This is a genomic window from Nostoc sp. CCY0012 (genome assembly GCF_963920855.1).
Lineage (GTDB): Bacteria > Cyanobacteriota > Cyanobacteriia > Cyanobacteriales > Nostocaceae > Cyanocohniella.
In genome coordinates this window covers 1-20,442 of sequence record NZ_CAWUDM010000004.1, presented here as the reverse complement: position 1 = coordinate 20,442, position 20,442 = coordinate 1, and the positions used below count along the sequence as shown (strand labels likewise).

Annotated in this window: 16 protein-coding genes and 1 tRNA gene; 10 read left to right on the top strand and 7 right to left on the bottom strand. The window is 41.9% G+C overall.

The window, feature by feature from the left end:
* Nucleotides 1–35: 35 nt before the first annotated feature.
* Nucleotides 36–575, bottom strand: a complete 540-nt coding sequence (locus tag ACM0OS_RS01700; RefSeq protein ID WP_414541423.1) for a DoxX family protein — start codon at nucleotides 573–575, stop codon at nucleotides 36–38.
* A gap of 58 nt (nucleotides 576–633) precedes the next feature.
* Nucleotides 634–1,896, bottom strand: coding sequence for an NAD(P)/FAD-dependent oxidoreductase (locus ACM0OS_RS01695; protein WP_414541422.1), 1,263 nt, complete (start codon nucleotides 1,894–1,896; stop codon nucleotides 634–636).
* 921 nt (nucleotides 1,897–2,817) lie between these two features.
* On the opposite strand from ACM0OS_RS01695, the gene ACM0OS_RS01690 reads away from it, so the two are divergent.
* Both ACM0OS_RS01690 and ACM0OS_RS01685 read left to right on the top strand, forming a co-directional pair.
* Entirely contained in the window at nucleotides 2,818–4,575 is a 1,758-nt protein-coding gene (locus ACM0OS_RS01690) for a protein kinase domain-containing protein (protein ID WP_414541421.1), read from the top strand.
* Nucleotides 4,576–5,038: 463 nt separating this feature from the next.
* Complete coding sequence (locus ACM0OS_RS01685; protein WP_414541420.1) at nucleotides 5,039–5,635, top strand: pentapeptide repeat-containing protein; 597 nt, start codon at nucleotides 5,039–5,041, stop codon at nucleotides 5,633–5,635.
* Here the strand turns inward: ACM0OS_RS01685 and ACM0OS_RS01680 are convergent.
* Nucleotides 5,614–6,009, bottom strand: a complete 396-nt coding sequence (locus ACM0OS_RS01680) for a hypothetical protein (protein WP_414541419.1) — start codon at nucleotides 6,007–6,009, stop codon at nucleotides 5,614–5,616. The two genes, ACM0OS_RS01685 and ACM0OS_RS01680, sit on opposite strands and share 22 nt — an antisense overlap.
* Nucleotides 6,010–6,025: 16 nt before the next feature.
* Between ACM0OS_RS01680 and ACM0OS_RS01675 the strand changes: the two genes are divergently transcribed.
* A complete protein-coding gene (locus tag ACM0OS_RS01675; RefSeq protein ID WP_414541418.1) occupies nucleotides 6,026–7,201 on the top strand; it encodes a M20 family metallopeptidase in 1,176 nt (391 codons plus the stop codon).
* 127 nt (nucleotides 7,202–7,328) lie between these two features.
* Here ACM0OS_RS01675 and ACM0OS_RS01670 read toward each other — a convergent pair whose 3' ends face one another.
* Nucleotides 7,329–8,384, bottom strand: coding sequence for a hemerythrin domain-containing protein (locus ACM0OS_RS01670; RefSeq protein WP_414541417.1), 1,056 nt, complete (start codon nucleotides 8,382–8,384; stop codon nucleotides 7,329–7,331).
* Nucleotides 8,385–8,705: 321 nt separating this feature from the next.
* Between ACM0OS_RS01670 and ACM0OS_RS01665 the strand changes: the two genes are divergently transcribed.
* Entirely contained in the window at nucleotides 8,706–9,254 is a 549-nt protein-coding gene (locus ACM0OS_RS01665; RefSeq protein ID WP_414541416.1) for a DUF2231 domain-containing protein, read from the top strand.
* A 49-nt stretch (nucleotides 9,255–9,303) separates the two neighbouring features.
* Here ACM0OS_RS01665 and ACM0OS_RS01660 read toward each other — a convergent pair whose 3' ends face one another.
* From ACM0OS_RS01660 to ACM0OS_RS01650, 3 genes are all read right to left on the bottom strand, one after another.
* On the bottom strand, nucleotides 9,304–9,858 hold the full coding sequence (locus ACM0OS_RS01660) for a hypothetical protein (protein ID WP_414541415.1): 555 nt from the start codon (nucleotides 9,856–9,858) through the stop codon (nucleotides 9,304–9,306).
* Nucleotides 9,855–11,201 (bottom strand): cytochrome P450, encoded by a 1,347-nt coding sequence (locus tag ACM0OS_RS01655; protein ID WP_414541414.1) that lies wholly within the window; start codon nucleotides 11,199–11,201, stop codon nucleotides 9,855–9,857. Before ACM0OS_RS01655 ends, ACM0OS_RS01660 begins: the two co-directional genes overlap by 4 nt.
* Nucleotides 11,202–11,417: 216 nt before the next feature.
* A complete protein-coding gene (locus tag ACM0OS_RS01650; protein ID WP_414541413.1) occupies nucleotides 11,418–13,307 on the bottom strand; it encodes a lipoxygenase family protein in 1,890 nt (629 codons plus the stop codon).
* Nucleotides 13,308–13,603: 296 nt separating this feature from the next.
* Between ACM0OS_RS01650 and trmFO the strand changes: the two genes are divergently transcribed.
* The 6 genes from trmFO to ACM0OS_RS01620 all read left to right on the top strand — a co-directional run bounded on the left by trmFO (nucleotide 13,604) and on the right by ACM0OS_RS01620 (nucleotide 20,322).
* Nucleotides 13,604–14,917: an FADH(2)-oxidizing methylenetetrahydrofolate--tRNA-(uracil(54)-C(5))-methyltransferase TrmFO gene (gene trmFO, locus ACM0OS_RS01645; RefSeq protein WP_414541412.1), complete on the top strand. Its 1,314-nt coding sequence runs from the start codon at nucleotides 13,604–13,606 to the stop codon at nucleotides 14,915–14,917.
* 70 nt (nucleotides 14,918–14,987) lie between these two features.
* The gene (locus tag ACM0OS_RS01640; RefSeq protein ID WP_414541411.1) at nucleotides 14,988–16,169 is read left to right on the top strand and encodes a murein hydrolase activator EnvC family protein; all 1,182 of its coding nucleotides are present in this window, start codon (nucleotides 14,988–14,990) and stop codon (nucleotides 16,167–16,169) included.
* Nucleotides 16,170–16,194: 25 nt separating this feature from the next.
* Nucleotides 16,195–16,267, top strand: a tRNA-Arg gene (locus ACM0OS_RS01635).
* A gap of 500 nt (nucleotides 16,268–16,767) precedes the next feature.
* Entirely contained in the window at nucleotides 16,768–17,739 is a 972-nt protein-coding gene (locus ACM0OS_RS01630) for a hypothetical protein (protein ID WP_414541410.1), read from the top strand.
* A 77-nt stretch (nucleotides 17,740–17,816) separates the two neighbouring features.
* Nucleotides 17,817–19,637 carry a WD40 repeat domain-containing protein gene (locus ACM0OS_RS01625; protein ID WP_414541409.1) on the top strand — a complete coding sequence of 607 codons (1,821 nt, stop codon included), beginning with the start codon at nucleotides 17,817–17,819 and terminating at the stop codon, nucleotides 19,635–19,637.
* A gap of 352 nt (nucleotides 19,638–19,989) precedes the next feature.
* A complete protein-coding gene (locus ACM0OS_RS01620; protein ID WP_414541408.1) occupies nucleotides 19,990–20,322 on the top strand; it encodes a lipopolysaccharide assembly protein LapA domain-containing protein in 333 nt (110 codons plus the stop codon).
* Nucleotides 20,323–20,442: the final 120 nt, after the last annotated feature.

The window sequence follows — 20,442 nt, the reverse complement described above, 5'->3', positions numbered from 1 at the left end:
AGATGCCTGTTCCCCAAGAAAAAAGTTAGTTAACTCTAGTATTGAGTGGGTAAACGGTGCCGACGGCGCTTTTTACCAAATTTGAAGGCAAAAAAGTTGTTTCTATTTGGTTCATAAGGTGTTGCAGATTCAACGCTGGGTTGTTTGTTTTTTCGCCAATGATCAATTGAGTAAATATTGAAGCTGCTTGCCGCTAGTAAAATAAATAGTACCAGAGCGTAACTTATCATTGATGTAGCTGCACCCCAGTTCTGGACTGAGGTAACACCCAATTTCAAGATAATCATCAAGATAAAGGTTGCTATAAGAGAACCGCGAGTTGCTAACCCAATTGTGATTAACACGCCTACGATTAATTCAACTGGGGGTACTAGGTAAGAGTTAATTCTTACCAAAAATTCTGGGAAATAAGAATTTTTTAGTTGCTCGACTGTTTGTTCTACAAATCCTGGAATGTCGAAGATTCGAGTAAATCCATGATTAAAGTAATTTACACCGATGAGAATACGCAACAACAAATAAGCGATCGCAATATCCTTTTGTCTCAGACTAATGTATGGCTTGTGTTCATTCATTAACTTAACTCCGACTCTAGGAATTTAATTTGATTGACGGCAATTGCAGGAATAATGTTTACATGGACAGAAGTAAACGCACAGCGCGATCGCCTAATAAATAGGTATAAAGCCAAGTGAGTAATACTAGCAAACGGCTACGGTATCCCGGTAGGTATACTAAGTGGACTCCTAGCCACATCAGCCAAGCTAAACAGCCTGTAAATGTGAAGTTGCCAATTTTACCGACACCAGAGTGACAACCAATAATTGCTAATCTACCTTTGTTGAAATAGCTAAAGGGTTTTGGTGCTTTACCTTGTAGCTGCTTTTGAATATTGCGCGCCACCGCAACGCCTTGTTGGAGTGCTTCTGGCGCTACCCCAGATAGTGGTTTACCGTTTTGCTCTAAATAAGCTAAATCCCCAATAGCATAAACATTGGGTTGCTCTAGCACTTGCAAGGTGGGATGAACCACCAATTTACCTTTTTTAGCAGTGGCTAATTCTTCCGAGGTTTCCGGTGAGTTGGCTTCTAAACCGGCTGTCCAAATTACGGTAGCACTGGGAATCACTTCATGGTTTTGCAAATGCACTGATCCTGGGGTGACTTCGCTGACTTTGGTTTGTAAGTAAATTTTTACTCCCAACTGACGTAACTTTTTATAAGTATAAACTCCTAATTTTTGTGGCAATTCCGTTAACAAGCGATCGCCTGATTGCACTAAAAACAGTCTCACTTGTTCTATATCTAGTGTGGGATAATCTTGGCGTAATTTACCTCGGAGCATTTCTACTAAGGCTCCCGCCATTTCCACACCAGTAGCGCCACCACCGACAATCACAAATGTGAGTAGTTGTTCCCGCCGCAATCGATTTGTTTCCTGACTAGCGCGTTCAAAACAAGAGATAATTTGGTTGCGTAATGCCACCGCCTGTTTTAAAGTTTTCAGAGCAAAAGCATATTCTGCGGCTCCATGAACCTCCAAAAACTGAGCTTGACAGCCAGTAGCCATTACCAGAAAATCATAAGCGATCGCTGCATCATCTGTTTTGACAATTTGCGCGGTAAAATCAATTCTCTCCACCTCAGCCATGCAAAACTGGACTTTGGGCTTACCGTTGTGTCGTTTCCCAGAAAATCGCCGCAAAATCGTGCGGATAGGATAAGCAATATACTCTGGTTCCAATTGGCTTGTAGCAACCTGATATAGCAGAGGGACAAAAGTGTGATAATTATGACGATCTATTAATAATACGTCTGCTCCAGAATTAGCTAAAGATTGGGCAGCTTGTAATCCACCAAATCCAGCACCAACAATGACAATGCGGGGACTTTTCATGAAGTTTGCGTGATTACAGATATAAAAAAACGCTCTGGACTAACTAAAATAATCAGAGCGCTGCTGATGTGACACTATAGAACCTGTCACTTTTCTATCCACGAGATTTTACGGAAAATAATAAGCTAAATTTAGGAAAATTAAGCACTTTACTATACTTTGGTGCCAAAAACATCAGAGTATAGTCCTTTTTTTTTATAACACATCTTTTTTTTACGTTTGCTGGAACATCACTAGAACCGTTCCCAATTAAATAGGACTTACGCACTCGCTACGAAAATAAAGGCTTTGAGATTTCTTCCCTACGGTCGCAATGACGAAAATACGTGGTTGGTTAGGGCGTGTTTTCCAACTCGTTATATCCTAAAAAAAGATGCGATCGCCTTTGGCGCTGCGCTGCGCGCAATCGCTTGGTGATGATCATGAATCGAGGAGACTTAAGCAACGAACGTTAAGATAGTTTAAAACTGTTACTACCACCGCAAAAACCGACAACAGACAAGCCAAGTAATTAGGACTTACGCACTGTACAAATTTATCATTTTGTGTATCAACGAAAATACGTCGTTTCAGGCTGTGATCAATCATCTTTTGATAAATAGCCTAGGCGTAGTCCGCACTTAGACAAAGCTCAGTGACTACCGCAGGCATACCCTAACAAGTATCCAAAAATCAAGGTTTAATGCCTGAAATCCATACCTCATATTTGGTTTTTCCTGTCAATGCATAAGTCCTATACAAGTTAAGTTGGCATGATCTGAGTAGGTAGGGAATAGGAGGATGAATGAGGGATAATAAAAAATGAGCATTAGTTGAGCATGAAAAATAAAGTATAAAATACTACTAAAAAGAGATGCTTAAACACAAGAAATAATACTTTGTCTGAGCATTTGAGCATTTATGTAAGCAAAATGGCTGAAGGTGTTGATTTTGAGAAATTTAGCGGTTCACTGCATAAATCCTGACTGTCAACGTCCTTATCCTCAGCCTTGGGGAAACAAATTTTGTAACAGTTGTGGCGCATTGCTACATCTGTTAGATCGTTATATCCCTATCCAACCCTTGGGTTCGGGAGGGTTCGCCCAAATTTATACGGTTTGGGATGAAAAAACTCAAACGGAAAAAGTATTGAAAGTTTTGGTGGAACATTCACCAAAAGCATTGGAGTTGTTTACACAAGAGGCAGCAGTTTTAAGGGACTTGCAGCATCCCGGTGTTCCTAGAGTGGAATCGGATGGTTATTTTCAGGTGAATATGCCCGGTGTCAAACCACATCCATTAGCTTGTCTGGTAATGGAAAAAATTAACGGGCCAACTCTGGAAGAGATACTAAAACAGTATCCCCAAGGATGTCCAGAGAATTTGGTGTTAACTTGGTTTATTCAGACTGTAAAGATTCTACAGGAATTGCACAAACGCCAGATTATTCACCGGGATATCAAACCTTCTAATTTGATGTTGCGGACTTTTTCGTCAACTGTACCCTTAAATCCAGGCGCAACCAAGGGAGAACTGGTACTGATAGATTTTGGTGGGGTAAAGCAATTTAATGCCGCAATGCTACGTCGAGAGTCTAGTTCAACTAGGTTATATTCTTCTGGCTACAGCCCACCAGAACAAATGTCAGGTAGTAATGTGGGGCCAGCCGTTGATTTTTATGCCCTCGGTCGGACGATGATTGAATTACTCACAGGCAAATATCCACCGGAGTTGGAAGATCCCCACACTGGGGTTTTGCGTTGGCGAAATCAGGTGAACGTTAATCCACAACTGGCAGATTTACTAGATGAGATGGTACAGGAGGATGTGCGATCGCGTCCAGCTAATGCGGCAATTATTCAAAAACGTTTGACTAAAATTACCCGTAAATATTTGCACCCAGGGTTATTTTCCCAACTCAAACACTCTGTTGGGCAAGCCGTCACTCAAATCGGTAGCCAATTTACACGTTTAATCCAAGCTATTGAGCAAGCATTAGACAATTTCACCCAAGCTATAGGTAAAACAGTTGTTTTTATAGCTAAGGCAATTCTCAAAGTCTTACAAGCTTGTCTGGCAACACTTTGGGCTATGCTGCTAACTGGTATTGGCGCTTGTGTAGGTACGATTATTGGGTTTATTGTGGCGTATCGCACAATCTTAGGCGATCAAGTTTCCGAATATATTTTTAGTCAGCTACCCGAATTAGTCACCAATACTCAAACTGTCGTCGCCTCAGAGATTATGGTATTTGCCGCCGCAGGTTTAGGAACTGCATGGGGACTGACGGTATCAGGGTGTTTTGGTCAGCGGCGAAGGTTTTTAGTAGTGTCGCTCATGGGCATGATTAGTTATGGATTGAGCTGGTTTATTTTGCAATTAGTCTCATCAAAAGATAGTAGCGAAGGTCTGTTGGGAGTAATTTTAGTTGCCGTTTCCTTGTTGACTTTGAGTATCGGTTTTCGCAGCCATCACATAGTTCATGCTGTAGTTGCAGCCCTGGGTACTGCGATTATTTTTGCAATTTTCATCGTTTTGGGATTTCCCACTACTGTCTTACAATTTTCAAGCCAGTCCCTTTGGTCAGCATTATCCCCACCCATTGTGTTTTTTAGTTTGGTGGCTATCTTCATGAGCTTTTGGCTAGGGGTGAGTTATTACCTAATTGTTCCAGGATTAAGGTTTTTGGGGTGGCGTTAGACGGGGAGTTGGTCAAAAGAGGCAGGGGAGCAGGGGGGAGAGATTGGGAAGTCCCTTGTACTCTGCCCCAGTCAAGCGCCCTAGAAGGGCGGGTTTTCTTACCCATGCTTTGCAACGCTTGTCGCTCCAGGAGGTGAGATGGAGAAGATTTCTATTTCTAGTCCCTAGTCCCTAGTCCCATGCCCAAAAACAAGATCCCCCTAGCTGCTTTTTGCTTTTCAACTAGGGGGATCACATATGTGGTAGTCTATAAATGATTCTGTATAGTTCCTTACGCTACTGATTGTAGACCCTAGATTTCAGTTTGTGTAGTCTTATAACCAGAATTTATAGGATTTTTATAGCATCTTCATCAGCACTTCATCACCTGTTAATTACTGAAAACTTCGTAAATATTTCGTATATATTTGTGTATTGTATTAAGTATTGCATCACTGGTCATCTTGAAAATATACGTAAAAATATGAATTTAAAAATTGTTGCTGGCATTGCTGTGTTGGCTTGTTTCGGCCTGGTAGACGCAGCTGTAGCATTTAATCAACAAGACCTGGCGAATCTGAAGGCGACTGGTGCTTGTCCCAGGTGTAATTTAATAGGCGCTGATTTAACTCGTGTGAATCTGGTAAGGGCAAATCTGCGAGAAGCTAACTTGACGGGTGCTATTTTATCTGAAGCAAATCTGGCCAATGCAGATCTGACTGGTGCCAATTTAGAAGGTGCGGTTTTGAATTCTGCGAACCTCTCTGGTGCTTCCTTGACGGGTAGCAATTTAAAATCAGCATCATTGGAAAATGCTGATTTGTCTTCGGCTGGTTTTATGGGCGCTAATTTAGAAGTAGCTAACTTAAGAGGTTCTAGAATACAGTTCACAAATTTTAGAGGCGCACATTTCCAACTAACAACTCTAGCTAATGGAGTCGTCACTTCTGATAAGTCTTATGACTGGTCTTTAGATCGGGCGACTGTTAGCCAATGTATCAGGTTCCGAACTGCAAATGTTCCTGGTTCAACTTGCTATAACTCAGATGTTGCACCGGCTCAATCTGCCGCCCAGCAATAAGTGATATTTTGGGTCAATTCTTCATAATGTGAGTTCGATGAACCTCTCCTCAACCCCTCTTTGACGCGGAGAGGGGCAAAAATATCCTGAATTACCAACGAAAAATTAAGCTTTTCAAGCCTCTTGACTTCCGTGCAGCGGTACGAGTACAGCTTGGCGTAAATAAACAGACCAGTTGAAATCAATGAAAAGCCTATAAAATAAGCTTTTTGATTTTTAACTTTTGACCCTTCTCCTTCGGAGACGCTAACGCGAACGACTAAGCTCAGGGTAAACTTTTGACTTTTGACTTCCGCCTTGCGGTACTCGCCTCTGGCTGTAGAGCAAAAGCATTTTGTTTTTGAACACTTCTTTATCATGGGAACAAAGCCCATAAGATAAAATTGAGTAATGCTAACCCGTATTAAAGACTTAGCCACAAAATTAGCACCCCGTTTAATTGAAATTCGCCGCCACATTCATGCTCACCCAGAACTCAGCGGTCAAGAATACCAAACTTCTGCATTCGTTGCTGGTGTGTTGTCTTCTAGTGGTCTGCATGTAGAAGAAGGAATTGGTAAAACTGGGGTCATTGGAACATTGCAAAACAACGGCCCAGATGAGCGTATATTGGCAATTCGGACAGATATGGATGCTTTGCCAATTCAAGAACGTACAGGTTTGGAATATGCCTCTCGTTCAGAAGGTGTGATGCACGCTTGCGGTCATGATGTTCATACCACTGTGGGATTAGGCACAGCAATGGTACTTTCCCAAATGGCAGAGGAGTTAGGTGGGAAGGTGCGGTTTTTATTTCAGCCAGCCGAGGAAATCGCTCAAGGGGCAAACTGGATGGTCAAAGATGGGGCGATGAAAAACGTCTCAGGTGTCTTAGGCGTTCATGTTTTCCCTTCTATACCCGCAGGCTCTATTGGTGTAAGGTACGGGGCATTGACGGCAGCTGCTGATGATTTAGAGATTATCATTATCGGTGAATCTGGACATGGGGCGCGTCCTCATGAGGCAATTGATGCGATTTGGATTGCATCGCAAGTAATAACTGGATTACAACAAGCCATTAGCCGCACACAGAATCCTTTACGTCCTGTGGTGTTGAGCATAGGCAAGATTAGTGGTGGTAGAGCGCCAAATATAATTGCTGATCAAGTACAGTTATTGGGAACCGTGCGATCGCTCCACCCAGAAACCCGGACTCAACTCCCCAACTGGATTGAAAATATTGTAGCTAATGTTTGTCATTCTTACGGGGCACGTTATCAAGTTAATTATCGCCAAGGCGTGCCCAGCGTGCAAAATGATTATGCCATGACGCAATTATTGCAATCATCTGCCGAAGAAGCTTGGAGTAGCGATCGCGTCCAAGTCTTACCCGAACCTTCCCTGGGTGCTGAAGACTTTTCTGTGTATTTAGAACACGCCCCTGGTTCCATGTTTCGTCTTGGTGTAGGCTACAAAGATAGAATTATTAATCACCCTCTACACCATCCAGAATTTGAAGTCGATGAGTCTGCTATTATCACTGGCGTTGTGACGATGGCTTATGCTGCTTACAAATATTACTTGTGAACATAGGCTGGCACGAAAACAGGCGATCGCCCGATATCAATCAAAAGCGATCGCCTGTTTTTTTGGGAATTAATCCCTATTCTTCATTCCTAATCTATACCTGACAACTTTGAGTAATCAAGTATTACTAAGCATTGGCTCCAGTCTTACTACCGCCCAATTTTTGTTGAATTTTGCTCTTAGCAGCCTTAAATTCTGTTGCCATTTGCTCAGTTTGGTTAGAACTTAAGTTGTTGCGAATCGCCGCAAACATTGTACTTTCTTCTTGACGAATATGGTCGCCAACACTATCCATTAATTTTGTGACTCTATCTTTAAATTCAGGTGCAGAAGGGTTAATAGCGCGGATTTGATCCAACATTTGCTTCATTTCGGCTTGTTCGTCATAAAGCTCTTGGGTGTCGTTGTCACCATAGAAGGAACGCACTCTTGGGTATACAACCTCTTCTTCGGCTTCCGCGTGAGCAGTTAGGTCTTTGTAGATTTGACCAAAGTACTCTTGGATCTTTTGAGAATCGTTGCTTTGCAGTAATTCTGTAAACAGAATATTTACTTTGTTGTGATCCATACGAATCACATCTTGGATATTCATATCCTTTTTGTCACTGGTTTGAGTCACAGCACTACCGACTGCACCGCTAAATGCAGCTACAGCATCTTGAACTCTTGCCCAAATTCCTTGATCTGCATCTTGTCCAGTGAGTTCACGAACACCCAAAACTTCTAATACACCTTTGAGTTGCTCTTGGTGAGCGCGATTTTCAAAGTTAACAGTATTTAAAGGCCCAATTGCTGCCATCACATCAGCACCAACTTTTTGAGCAGCTTTGTGGATTGTAATACCAGACATTGCTTGTTGATGCTTTAGCAGTTCATGCTGGAATACTTTTTCATAGAAGCTCAATTCAGAGCCTTGCATCACTTGACGAATTGTCTTGAGCATTTCTTGAACTGTTTTGTTTGGCTCTTGTTGGATGCCATATTGAACTATTACAGTTTCGAGAATGCCTTGATTTTTTTGGTCATCTTCAAGCATCTTCCGAAAGCGATCTGTGATTTCACCATCGGTTGATTCTTTTAAAAACAGTTGTTCGTTTTCGATGATCAACTGTTGAACCAATTTTATATCTGCCAATTTTTTAGCAATAGCATTACGCTTTGTATCATCTAAAGTAGATACCATGCTTCAGTTCTCCTCTGAAAAAGTGTTCGGATCGTTACTTGTTTTAGGTTGTCACATTGCTTAGTGATATTTCATCTTTCTTTTGAGCGATCGCCTTGGTAACTCTAGATAGAAAAACAGAGCTTTTTCGTGATTTTTCTACTTTTATACTCCTAGACAGATAAATTTATAATCTGTACTCCACCTCTAGGTAGATAAAAAAAATAGCATAGTTCTATAAATTTACTCAAAGGATATTTGCATATGAAAACAAATATTTTATTAGCAAATTAAAGCTGATATTTAATAGCTTTCTGTCAGTGAACAATAGGATTATAAATAATGGAAACTACAGGCGCAGAATCAACTTCCACTCCATTCCCCAATATTCCCCCAATTATTGAAAGTGACGACAAAGAATATCTTGATACTGGTGTACCCAGCACAGTAGCCATCGCCGGACATCCTTTACACCCCCTAACGGTGATGTTTCCTATTGCCTTTTTGGCTGGTGCCTTAGGTAGTGATGTGGGCTATTGGTTAACTAATGATTTTTTCTGGGCTAGGGCATCGCTCTGGTTAATTGGCTTGGGATTACTGGGGGGCGTCGTTGCAGCCATAACTGGCATGAGTGACTTCTTGAGAATTGAACGTGTCCGCAAGCGCACCGCAGGGTGGACACACATGATTCTTAACGTGGCAATTCTGTTATTGACAGCCTTCAACTTCATCTTGCGTTTGGGTAATGCCGATGCTCGAATATTACCTTGGGGATTATTGATTTCGTTGGTTGTCGGGACATTGACTAGCGTTTCCGGTTGGTTTGGGGCTGAACTTTCCTATCGACACAAAATTGGTGTTGTGGGTGCCGGTAGCAGAAGATATCCATAAATTCATCCCTTGCCCATTTAAATGGGCAGGGATACTCATCTTCTCTGTTTCAATTCCTAGCAACCACTAAACACTCATTTGGTGCCTTAGCAAGCATCTCGTTAAAGGCCGGAGTATAGCGCCCATCTTTATCGACAATCCGCCGCAGAGTATATTCTCCCACGTTGGAAATTCCACCAAACCAAGAGTTTTTGCGATACCAAGTATCTCCATTGTCCGAATTTTCAGCTCGACACAGTGTAGCGTCAATGATCCACTCAGGAATCCGCACTCCTAAAACCCAGGGTATGACTTGCGATCGCTGCAAAGTTTCATCTTCAAATTGAATTTGGTACTTCAGTTGCGTTAATTGAACGGAAAAAAGTAATAACCATCCTAGAATTGAGCGATGAAAAGTCCACTGCAACGGCGCAAACACTGGTAACATTAAACTTAGCTGTTGTGTGTCCCATTCTAAGTTATACATTGTGATGCAATCATCTGGAAGCGGGTTACCATCCAGAAAAAAAACACCCTTCAAGACAGTTGGTAAGTTTGTTTGTTGAACCGAAATCATCCAGGTGGCAATATTATCTAGTTGCCTGTTCTCAATTGAGCCAATCATGATTTTTGAGCAAAGCCTTGTAGTACTAAATCATTGGGAGTAACAGCAGTTACTCTTTCAAAATTCCACTTGACTTCTGTGATTGATTCCCATTGATATTTTTGGAAAAGATACAAACAAAAAACTTTAATTAAGCCAATGGATAATGAGCGTCCAGGACAAACTCGCTCATGCTCTTGGCCATTCCAAGATAAGATATCTGAAAAATCCCGATTCACATCAAAACTATCAGGACTTTCATATCTTGTAGCATCACGATTAGCGGTGAAAATAGAACCAAGTAACCGAGTACCTTTTTGAAATGGACATCGCTGTTCACCAATTTCAACTTCACCTGATTCAGTAGTAAGTTGACTGACAAATCTCACAGGTGGATAAAGACGAGCTGTTTCTAGAATAACTTGATTGAGCAGAGGTAAGTTTTCTAGTGCGGCTGCATTCAATGTTTCTTGATTATTCCAGACACCATTAATTTCAGAAATTACCTCACTTCTTAATGCATTATCTTGGCATAAAACACCAATTACAGATCCTAAAAGCGCACTTGTACCAGCCGTACCAGCAATATGAATCATATCGAATATACTGTTAGCAATCTGATGGGCATTCAATTGATATTGGCTACCAATTTCTAGGTAAGATGCCCATAGTGGAGATTGTTGATACCGCTCAATTAAACGCCGACGATGGCTAATTCTCGGTGCTGTGATAATGGCTAATAAATATCTGCTGACAAAATTAGGTAAGGATGCGAGAGCCAGAGTTTGAATATAACTATTCGATGATGTGATTTCTGCTTCAGATAATGAAATTTCCCACACAAGTTGATGCAAAATATACAGTATCATCTTGGGTAAGTCATTGCCGATATGGATTTCACCTTTTTGGGCAGCTACTAATAAACTTTGATTGACTAGATCACCGATAACATTTATTTTGGCAGATGGATCTGGCAAAGCTTGTTTAAAAACAGCACGAATTCCTGTATGTTCATTGCCGTTCATTCCCAAACTCAGGGGATTATTTAGCAAGTAGCTAGGAGCTAACATTCTAATTATGCCTAAATCATTGCCTCGTAATTGCGGCTCAACGTGCATGAGTTCTTTCACTTGGGAGTGAGAAGAATGCATAATCGCCTGATCTACAGCAAAATACTTGTCTCCAATATGTTCCTTGCGAATATAGAGAAAGTCTTTCCATTGCTGGAGTATGAGCAAAGCTTCTCTGTAGTAAGCAATTAGGCGAAACAGCCTGCCAAGGGTAGTATTATAACCCACTTTAGCAAGACGGCGAGAAAGCCGAATTTGGCGATCGTGAGCTTGAAGTATTTTGGAAGTTTCCATAGTTTCTGATTTGTGAGTAGGTGATGGGGGAGATGAGTGCGATCAGGAGGCTAAGGAAAAAGCAGGGGAGCAGGGGGGCAGGGGAGAAAAACCACCCACAAGGGGCGAGGCTTTAAACCTTATCTTTTGGTAAATAGGCATACCATTTAAAATCGACAAACAGCCTGTTTGATAAGACTTTTGACTTCCAAGGCAGCGGTACTAGCCTCTAGCCCCTTAGATATTAATACTTTGGGGAATTTTAGACGGGAGTAAATATTCATAAGGTGGGCGGTGTAAATTGCGTTCCTTAATAGTGGCTTCTACCTGTTGAAGATGACTCTGGAATTTCTCTAACAAGGGTTTTATCTGCGGATCTGTGAAGTGTTGTTGCGGATACTCACCAAGCTTGTTGTGATATACAGAACCCAGCAAAGTCAGTACATTTAATTGCCGTTGGGCTTGTCCTAAAGGCGGAAGCAAATTCAGGTAGTCTTGCTCACTGACTTTGCCTTTGAGGGTTGTAGCTGGCATATAACCTGCCAAGGGTATACCTGGGTAACTCATCAAATCTTTCTGGGGGAAATTCACCGCAGCGTGTTGGGCGCTACTGGTGAAAATAATTAAAGTCACGGCGTCAATTAGGTAAGCCCGTGTCTTAATTCCTCCATCTTCACCAAAGTCAATTACACGTCCGCCATCGTCAGCTTGAGCTTCGGCTGCCCATGCTTGCAGGGCTGTATCATTTTGAATATCTTGATCTGTTTTGTAGTAAAGGCTGAGATAATCTGATACCCATTGATGGATGGCATCCCAAACTAGTAATGCATCATCTCGGTAAGGATAAACAGGTAATAAGTTGGGATCTTCTACACCACGCTGTTTCAATTGTTGCGGTAACATGGCTTGATTGAAAGGATAGGTTTGCAACCCACGCACTGCTAATACCCGTGAGTTATCCACTGTTGATGCAAGTAATCTATCAACACCACCGCCAGGAGCGATGAGGACTCTTTGGGCGGCATCGTTAATTGCTAAAGTGCCTTCAAAATGGGGACGTAGTAATAAATTGAGGGGATGGCTAGGAGATAACTGGCGATGGGTTGTGATGACAAAAGGCCCAACAAACAAATGCGTTCTCCCCAGGTGACTAACAGCTTCATGAAAGTTGCCATCTGCGATGTAGACGACGGTTTTGGCAAACAGCCAAGCATATTCACCAGAATTGGGGGTAATAATCGGGTAATCAGTTCCGGGAGTTTGTCCACACTGAATAGCTATAGGGCGCAGTAAACGATGAGAGTCAGATCCTTTGGGTAATGCAAACAACGCTAGAGGTGCATAGATATATTTTTGTGGGCCGGGAAATGTGCCGTTGATTGCACCATCTAAAATTTTATAATCGGCTAGATAGAGTCTTCCTTCTTCTCCTGCCGTTGCTAATGAATCCTCATTACCCATGACGGCTTGGTAATGTTCCTCTTGGACAGGGAAGTTATCACCTGGAGTATTTACCCGCTTAATTACCAGAGGATTGTAGCCACCTACTGGCATATATGCAAAAACTTCATCTTGCTGAAAAGTTTGAGCGATCGCTTCTGGCTTCATGATGGGAAATATCTGTTTGTAATCCTGAAGATTGCTTACATGTCCTGTAGGATGTCCTTTATATAACAGGGCTGTGACTCGATCTAAAGAATCTTGAAATATCTTGAGTCCGTTTTCGCGGATCATGGAAAAAAACAGATCATCGAGTTCCCGAAAATCTTTAGATAGTCCGAGAATTAAAACCTTCGGAATAATTGGCAGTAGTTGAGTAATAATACTAATCTTGACGGGTATTGCCCCTTTAATTAAGGCTTCTAAAATAAACCATTTCACATCATCACGAACCGACTGGGAACCACGATTCCCCCGGTTGGTGATGATAGTATTCACGACAATCGCCTTTAGTACTTGGGCTAACAAATAAATCCACTGATTCGAGAACAACTCTGAACCAGGAAGCTCATCCACCATTGCAAGAGGTGGAATATGAGTATAGTTATATTGATATTGTTTCTTAGCTGCTTCCAGGTCTTGAGTGATGGGTCTACTGATGGAATTATCTGATGATGAAGCCGTCATAAACACTCCTCTTGTGTAGTGGTTTGACAATACTTTAAAAGTTAATTGAAAAAACCTCCTGTAATTTTTTTTATTAATGAGATTGATCAGCTGTAATTTTCGTGTTTTCAATAGTTGAGTGCTACACAGGATTATGGCAAGTAAATTTAGACTTGCGGTTTTTTTAAAAGAAATCTTAGGAAGTTCCCAGATTTAGGGAGGAAGACAATCCTTCTTCCCCATTCCCCATTTCCTGCTATATCATGACTTGTATGCATTCCCAGCAACATGAAATTGGGTGATCTGAGCGTAGAACTATGGATAAGCAAGCGATACAAGTAATTGGAGGTGGATTAGCTGGGACAGAAGCAGCTTGGCAAATAGCCCAGGCTGGAGTGCCGGTGATTTTACATGAAATGCGCCCCAAACGCTTTAGCCCAGCCCATCATACAGAACATCTGGCAGAATTAGTCTGTAGTAATTCCTTTGGGGCAATGGCAAGCGATCGCGCTACAGGATTGTTGCATGAAGAACTACGCCAACTTGGTTCTATAGTCATTGCTAAAGCTGATGAACACGCTGTTCCGGCTGGTGGGGCCCTAGCTGTAGATAGAGGACAATTTAGCCAAGACTTGACGGAAACTGTATCTAATCATCCTTTAGTGGAATTTCGGCGCGGTGAAGTTCCAGCTATTCCTGAAGGTATTGTGGTGTTAGCAACCGGGCCTTTAACCAGTCCTGATTTAGCCGCAGACTTGCACCGTTTGACGGGGATGGAATACCTCAGCTTTTTTGATGCAGCTAGCCCCATCGTTGTAGGTGAATCAATTAATCATGACATTGCTTTTATGGCATCGCGCTATGACAAAGGTGAAGCTGCTTACCTCAACTGTCCGATGAACAAGGAACAATATCTGCGGTTTTGGCAAGAACTACGTCAAGCGGAACAAACTGAATTAAAAGACTTTGAACGAGAAACAGCGAAATTTTTTGAAGCTTGTTTACCCATTGAAGAACAAGCGCACCGGGGAGAAGACACCATGCGCTACGGCCCCCTAAAACCAGTAGGATTGTCTGATAGTCGCACAGGGGAACGGCCTTATGCTGTGGTGCAGCTACGCCAAGAAGATAAAGCCGGTCAACTGTGGAATATGGTAGGATTCCAAACTAACCTGCGCTGGGGTGAACAAAAGCGAGTCTTCCGCCTCATTCCTGGTTTAGAAAATGCGGAATTTGTGCGTTTGGGAGTGATGCACCGCAATACTTTTATTAATGCACCCCAATTAATGTACCCGACTTTACAATTTAAACAACGTCCCACTGTGTTTGCCGCTGGACAGTTGATTGGTACTGAAGGTTACACCGCCGCCGCCGCAGATGGTTGGTTAGCGGGAACCAATGCTGCGCGGTTAGCTTTAGGTAAGGAATTATTAACAGCACCAGTTAATACCATGATGGGGGCGTTATTAGAATTTATTAGTTCGGCTTCACCCAAGCATTTCCAACCAATGCCACCAAATTTTGGCATTTTGCCGGATTTAGGCGTGAAAATCAAAAGTAAGCCAGAGCGTTATGGACGTTACCGCGATCGCTCTTTGGCTGATTTGGCAAGTTGGAAAACTCAGTTTTAACCTGTTAGGATTTTTTCAGTTTTGGGAATAATGCTGTTGATGCCTGCAATTGTTTGGCTGAATCAACAGCATGAGATCGCTATTTATCCCGCTAACAAGAATTTTTTGGTTACGTCTTGCATTTTGCTGTATTTTATGCATATTGGTAGCACTACCCGTATCTGCAACTACAGCACCATCAGTTGATATCCTGCGACAGCAACAGCAACAAATTAAACAAGAGCGTGAAAAAACCATACAGCAGCGCGATCGCTTGACTAATTTGCAAGAAGCCGCGGAACAACGACTGACTGGGATCAACCAAAATTTGCAAACTACAAATAGTCATATTCAAGACAGTGAATTACGATTACGACAAGCGACAGAAAACCTCCAGCAGTTAGAAACTGATTTAGTTGTCGCGGAAAATTCTTATGCAGAACGCCAAACAGCCACAGTGGCCAGATTGCGATATCTTCAGCGATCGCCTGCTTCTCAAGGATGGGCTGTGTTATTACAAAGCCAAAATATCAGCGACTTTATCAGTCGGCGTCGGCAATTAAAGCTAGTTTATCAGGCAGACCAGAAGATTTTGGCGAAACTCAATGAACAAGCAAACGAAATCCAGCAACAAAAAATGGCAGTAGAACAGCAAAAGAATGAAATTGCTTTGATTCGCCAGCAGTTGCTAGCACAAAAAACTGATTATCAAACTCAGGCAGAATCACAATCAGAACTAATCGAACGCCTAAATAGCGATCGCCTGGCGTTGGAAACTGCACAAAACCAGCTAGATCGAGATTCCCAAAACTTAGAAGTTTTAATTCAACAGAAAGTAGCCGCAGCCCAAGCTAAAGCCAATAGCCGCACTAATATCCTCATTCGGGGAACAGGAATACTCACTTATCCCAGCGATGCCCGCACTAGCAGCGCCTTTGGTTGGCGGACACATCCAATTTTGGGATATCGTCGCTTTCACTCAGGATTAGATTTTGCCGCTAGTCATGGCAGTAGAATTCGCGCCGCTGATTCCGGAACCGTAATTTTTGCCGGGTGGTATGGCGGTTATGGCAGAACGGTAATTATTGACCACGGTAAAGGCATGACTACCCTGTATGCCCATGCCAGCGAATTATTTGTGAATGACGGGCAAACTGTAGAAAGAGGTCAAGCGATCGCGGCTGTGGGTTCCACAGGCTTATCTACTGGGCCCCATCTGCATTTTGAAGTCCGTCGTCATGGTTCCCCCATCAACCCTGCCGATTTTCTCTAAAACGTGCTATGATCGGCCAGTATTAGGGCGCGTGGCTCAGTGGATAGAGCAACAGATTCCGGTTCTGTGGGTCGGGGGTTCAAATCCCTCCGCGCTCGTTATTTTTAAAATTGTTTTGACCAGTGACTAAAGTCTGGACATTAGGACTGAATGTCGTAGATATATCAGTGGATAAAATTTTTGCCCCCACACAATTATAGAGGTCTGTGTAGGCAAAAGTTAATTTGTTGTAGGGGCCTATTTTGCAGATATGCTTGCCAAATATTTAAATCAGAAAATTTATATGAAAAGTTTCGCCCTTTATTTCTTATTTTATCATTTTACGACCGAATAAATTCGGTTATTCGCCAACAGCATCATAAATTCAGGGGCTTTATGCATCACAGTAGGTAATTCTATCTAATTTGTGCAACTTGAGAATATTCGGAATTCGTTTTCATATTTATCAAGTTTTCATGAATTTTATTTTCTACATAATCATTTACGATTGCTATGTCAGTCTTTATATATAAGTGGCATCTTTGAGATAGAACAAATCATCTACAATTGTCATATCACAAAAGATTGTCAAATTAATGATTACAGAAACGGTGATTATATGAATTTATTATCTGCAACTACCCCAAAAACCTTTAGCCTGTTAAGTATTGGTCAACGAGGAGTAGGCAAAACAGTTTTTCTGGCCGGTAGCTACGCAGAATTACATCCCGATAATCACCCAGACAATTCTCAGCAGATGTGGTTTGATTGTCAAGATAGCAATGTGCAAGCCAATCTAGAAAAGATTAAAAAGCATGTTGCTCGCACTGGTCAATACCCGCCACCGACAATTAGAATTACTAACTTTAACTTTAGTTTGAAACGTCAAAGCGTGTCGGGTGCGAAAACCGTATGTAATTTTCGCTGGTGGGATATTCCTGGGGAATTTTCTAATATTGTTAATCCGGCATTTCAAGACATGATATTTTCTACCAATAGCTGCTGTGTATTTATTAATGCCCACGCTTTGATCAAAGATCCCGATTACCCACGGGTACTAGAAGATATTTTCAACCAGGTAGCGGCGATCGCTTCCGTAATCTCCAAGTATAATGTAAAATACGCTTTTGCATTAATTTTAACTAAGTGCGACCTCATTGAACTTAATTCAGCTACCCAGCAACGAATTACCAAAAAACTGGAACCGCTGACTACATACCTTGATAATTTGAAAGCCACACATCAAACATTTTATTCCGCTATCCCGATTGTTTCTTTAGAAGGTGTTTCCCGTCTCCAAGCAAAAGGTGCAGCTACTCCACTGCTTTGGATTTTATCACAACTGAATGATGCTCATGAACAGTCATTTTTCCAAATATTGTCTAGTAAATTCACCCAAACCTTGATGGGACAGGGATTATCATTAAAGACCCGGAGGTCTATTTTAATTATGTCCTTAGTAAGTGTTAGTTTCGTAGGGGCGATCGCTTCACTATTATTGGTCTTGAATTTATTGAGAATTTTTCCTCAGCGAATGCCAATCATACAACAATCACCAAACCCTACTCAACAAAATGATATTGACAACTAAATACTCAATATAGTTGTCTCTACTAACCTAGAAACCCAGATTAAGTTTGACTATTTTAATTACGAATTGCGCTTAGTATGACCCCTTTGCTTTTAGGTCAACTTGTATATACTAGTTTTGCTGGTGTGGGATTTAGAACTCTGGTGAGTACAGAAGTTCCCACAGAAGTTCAGCAGGCCTTTATCCAAGAGGTGGTTTATCAGTACTGGGATTCCTACAATCCACCAAATGCTGGATATCAAGCGGCTTATTTATATCAAGTCACCCCAGAGCAATGCTTATTTGGTTGGTTATACAACGATGGACTAGATGATTTCGGTCGCAGCGATGTCCCTTACTTTGTTTGTTACTATTTAGCAGGTAAACTACAGCCTATTCAACTGGAAAATATTTTTATTTGCCTACGCACCGGGCCAGTAACCCTCATAGACAGGCAAAATCTCCCAGATGTTGTAGAAAACGTAGTCGCTCCCGACTTGTGGAATTATCATTCTGCTCGTGCTGGGGTGGAAATTCCTCGAGATAAAATTGACCAAAGCCAGATGGCTCTTCACCAGGGAGAATTACTCAATTTATTTGCCTTCACAGTTGATGGGAAAATACCCAGCATTTCCATTTCTTATCGAGATTCATTGGCTGCTGCAACACCATTCTATGCTCATGACACCATCATTCCCCAGGAGATGCCTATAGTAATACGGTCAGCAGAAGATTATCGCCAGATACTTTTGGGTAAAGCTCAGTCCCAATATAGGGTAAAAAAACTTCTTCCCCATTCAGAACAATTGACTTTAATGCTGGGGATCATCTTATCCATGACGGCGCTGCTGGCTTTGATCCCAGGTAGCTATTATGCCAGTTACTATTTTCTGAAAGTCACACCTTTTGCGGACAGTGTTCCCCAGGCTCCAGAGCCTACTCCCGCTCCCAATCCCGTACCATCTTCCCAAAATCTGACTCTCACTCAAACTTTGGCTGGTCATGGAGATTCTATTTGGTCTGTTGCTCTCACCGCCAATGGACAGACTTTGGTGAGTGCTAGTGCCGATAAAACTATTAAGGTTTGGAATGTAAATCCTGGCAAGATTATATCCACATTGGAAGGACATACCGATACCGTCAGAGAGATCGCAATCAGTTCAGATGATCAAACTTTGGTCAGTGGTAGTGGAGACAAGACAATTAAGGTTTGGAATTTGCAGACCTTCGAGATCATCAGGACAATTAATCCTAATGGCGGCCCTGTGTGGTCAGTTGCCATCAGTTCCGATGGACAGACCTTAGTCAGTGGTACTGAAGACGGTAATATCCAAATTTGGAACTTTCACACAGGTCAACTGCTGCGGACAATTCAGGGACATGAAAGTCGGGTGTTCTCGGTTGCTATCAGTCCCGACGGGGAAACTTTAGCTACAGGGGGTCTTGACACAACCATTAAAATTTGGGACATATATACAGGGGAATTGCGTCAGGCGATAAGCCCGAAGGACATGGCTAGAGACTCAGGCACACTACCGCGAACGCCTATCGCCCAACATAATGATGCTGTGAGATATGTGGCCTTTAGCCGCGATGGAAAAACACTCGCCAGTGCCAGTTGGGATCAAAGTATTAAAATTTGGGATCTGCAAACAGGTAAACTGTTGCATACACTGTTAGGTCATACATCACGGGTAGTTACTCTAAGTATGGGACTGGATGGGCAGACTCTCCTTAGTGGCAGTATTGACAATATGATTAAAATGTGGGATATGCAAACAGGTAACTTGCTGCAAACCCTTTCTGGTCATAACGACTGGGTTTTAGCTTTAGCCACCAACCCTACCCAAAAAATCCTAGTCAGTAGCAGTAAAGATAAGACAATTCGCATTTGGCAGCCTCAAGTTAATAACAGATGAAAAACTGAAGTTAGCACCTTAAGTCAATTATTCCTAGTGGCGGCAAAAAGCGGTGTGGATATTCCTCCTGATTGATACGCCTGTGGAGAACTTGTTAGTCCTGGAGTTATCCAGGCAAAGATCATTGAAGCAGGAATCGCGTGACTTCTAGTCATGCGAGGTTCAAGATAATATTATACTGATGATTTACTATATTAGGTCTGATTATCCAGCATCGATAAATTCATTAGTGCAATCTTCTATTAATTTTCTTGGCGCATTTGGCGCCTTGGTGAAGCAGTCCGATCTTGGGGGTTTCCCCTATTAGGAACTGCTGAACCCGAAGGGCGGTTCGTTTATTTTCCCAACTACAATGCAAATATTTTTAATTCTTGCCATCTTAGTAGCATTATTAGCAGTAGTGTTTGCATTTCAAAATGCTGTTACCATTAGCGTTGCCCTATTGGTGTGGAATTTTGAAGCTTCACTAGCCATCGTACTCATCCTCACTCTAGCTATGGGAATTATAGTAGGATTACTAGTATCAATTCCTAATGTAATTAAACGAAATCTGAAGATTGCTAAATATAAGGTAAAAGTTGCAGATATAGAAGCAGAATCAAACCGACATTTAGAAACAATCAATCAACAAAGACAAAGAATTGAGAACCTAGAAAGGCATTTCAATTTAAGAGATAATAATTAATTATATATAATTTAAGCTGAATAAATATCAACTTTATGAAGATACCAAACCAAGAGTATTTTGAGGGCAGGGTAAGAGCATCTCAATCAGGCTTGACACAAGGAATCAGAAGAATCTAAA

Coding starts and splice junctions, on each gene's coding strand:
- ACM0OS_RS01700 (WP_414541423.1), bottom strand. CDS start 575: ATGAATGAACACAAGCCATACATTAGTCTGAGACAAAAGGATATTGCG.
- ACM0OS_RS01650 (WP_414541413.1), bottom strand. CDS start 13,307: ATGACGGCTTCATCATCAGATAATTCCATCAGTAGACCCATCACTCAA.
- trmFO (WP_414541412.1), top strand. CDS start 13,604: ATGGATAAGCAAGCGATACAAGTAATTGGAGGTGGATTAGCTGGGACA.
- ACM0OS_RS01640 (WP_414541411.1), top strand. CDS start 14,988: ATGAGATCGCTATTTATCCCGCTAACAAGAATTTTTTGGTTACGTCTT.
- ACM0OS_RS01685 (WP_414541420.1), top strand. CDS start 5,039: ATGAATTTAAAAATTGTTGCTGGCATTGCTGTGTTGGCTTGTTTCGGC.
- ACM0OS_RS01695 (WP_414541422.1), bottom strand. CDS start 1,896: ATGAAAAGTCCCCGCATTGTCATTGTTGGTGCTGGATTTGGTGGATTA.
- ACM0OS_RS01625 (WP_414541409.1), top strand. CDS start 17,817: ATGACCCCTTTGCTTTTAGGTCAACTTGTATATACTAGTTTTGCTGGT.
- ACM0OS_RS01670 (WP_414541417.1), bottom strand. CDS start 8,384: ATGGTATCTACTTTAGATGATACAAAGCGTAATGCTATTGCTAAAAAA.
- ACM0OS_RS01630 (WP_414541410.1), top strand. CDS start 16,768: ATGAATTTATTATCTGCAACTACCCCAAAAACCTTTAGCCTGTTAAGT.
- ACM0OS_RS01655 (WP_414541414.1), bottom strand. CDS start 11,201: ATGGAAACTTCCAAAATACTTCAAGCTCACGATCGCCAAATTCGGCTT.
- ACM0OS_RS01665 (WP_414541416.1), top strand. CDS start 8,706: ATGGAAACTACAGGCGCAGAATCAACTTCCACTCCATTCCCCAATATT.
- ACM0OS_RS01660 (WP_414541415.1), bottom strand. CDS start 9,858: ATGATTGGCTCAATTGAGAACAGGCAACTAGATAATATTGCCACCTGG.
- ACM0OS_RS01675 (WP_414541418.1), top strand. CDS start 6,026: ATGCTAACCCGTATTAAAGACTTAGCCACAAAATTAGCACCCCGTTTA.
- ACM0OS_RS01620 (WP_414541408.1), top strand. CDS start 19,990: ATGCAAATATTTTTAATTCTTGCCATCTTAGTAGCATTATTAGCAGTA.
- ACM0OS_RS01680 (WP_414541419.1), bottom strand. CDS start 6,009: ATGGGCTTTGTTCCCATGATAAAGAAGTGTTCAAAAACAAAATGCTTT.